Below are 517 nucleotides of genomic sequence, written 5' to 3' on the forward strand. Positions count from 1 at the left end.
GACTGTCACCGGTTGGAAATCCGAGGAGTCCTGATGAAGAGAAGCTCGAGAGTATGGAAAAAGAGAGGACAGCAGCGCTGGAAATGGCGCAAGAAGAAGATGAGGCGCCGAAAGAGGGCGCAGAAGATGCGCAAGTCCTGAGCTTGAACGCTCCAATGTGGGAGTATGGGGTAACACGGCATCCTCGCGGGCTCCAGTTACAGGGATGATAACCAACGGGTATTCTGAGAGGTCTGGAGACGTCTTGACCACGATGATGAATAACTGGAGCGATGACCTAAGAAGAGACCCGCCGATCTGGGTTCAAATCCCAGTGCCCCCATACCTTACTATACCTGTTTTTTCTAAGTGAAACATAGGTAAAACAGGGTTATCTACCAATAACCTATTTCTACAGTTTATTGAAAAGTTCTTTATCAAACTTAATTTACTGTTGAAATAATAACCAGATGTAAAAATACGGCATTTTATCAAATATTAACACATATATTTTAAATACTAATAGTTCCATGAGATA

The 517-nt window shown here is 43.1% G+C and carries 1 tRNA gene; it reads left to right on the top strand.

Annotated features, from left to right (window positions below):
* Positions 1-159: 159 nt before the first annotated feature.
* Positions 160-322 (top strand) — tRNA-Trp (locus LN415_10020).
* The last annotated feature ends 195 nt before the right edge of the window (positions 323-517 follow it).

It is taken from the genome of Candidatus Thermoplasmatota archaeon, from assembly GCA_022848865.1.
Lineage (GTDB): Archaea > Thermoplasmatota > Thermoplasmata > RBG-16-68-12 > JAGMCJ01 > JAGMCJ01.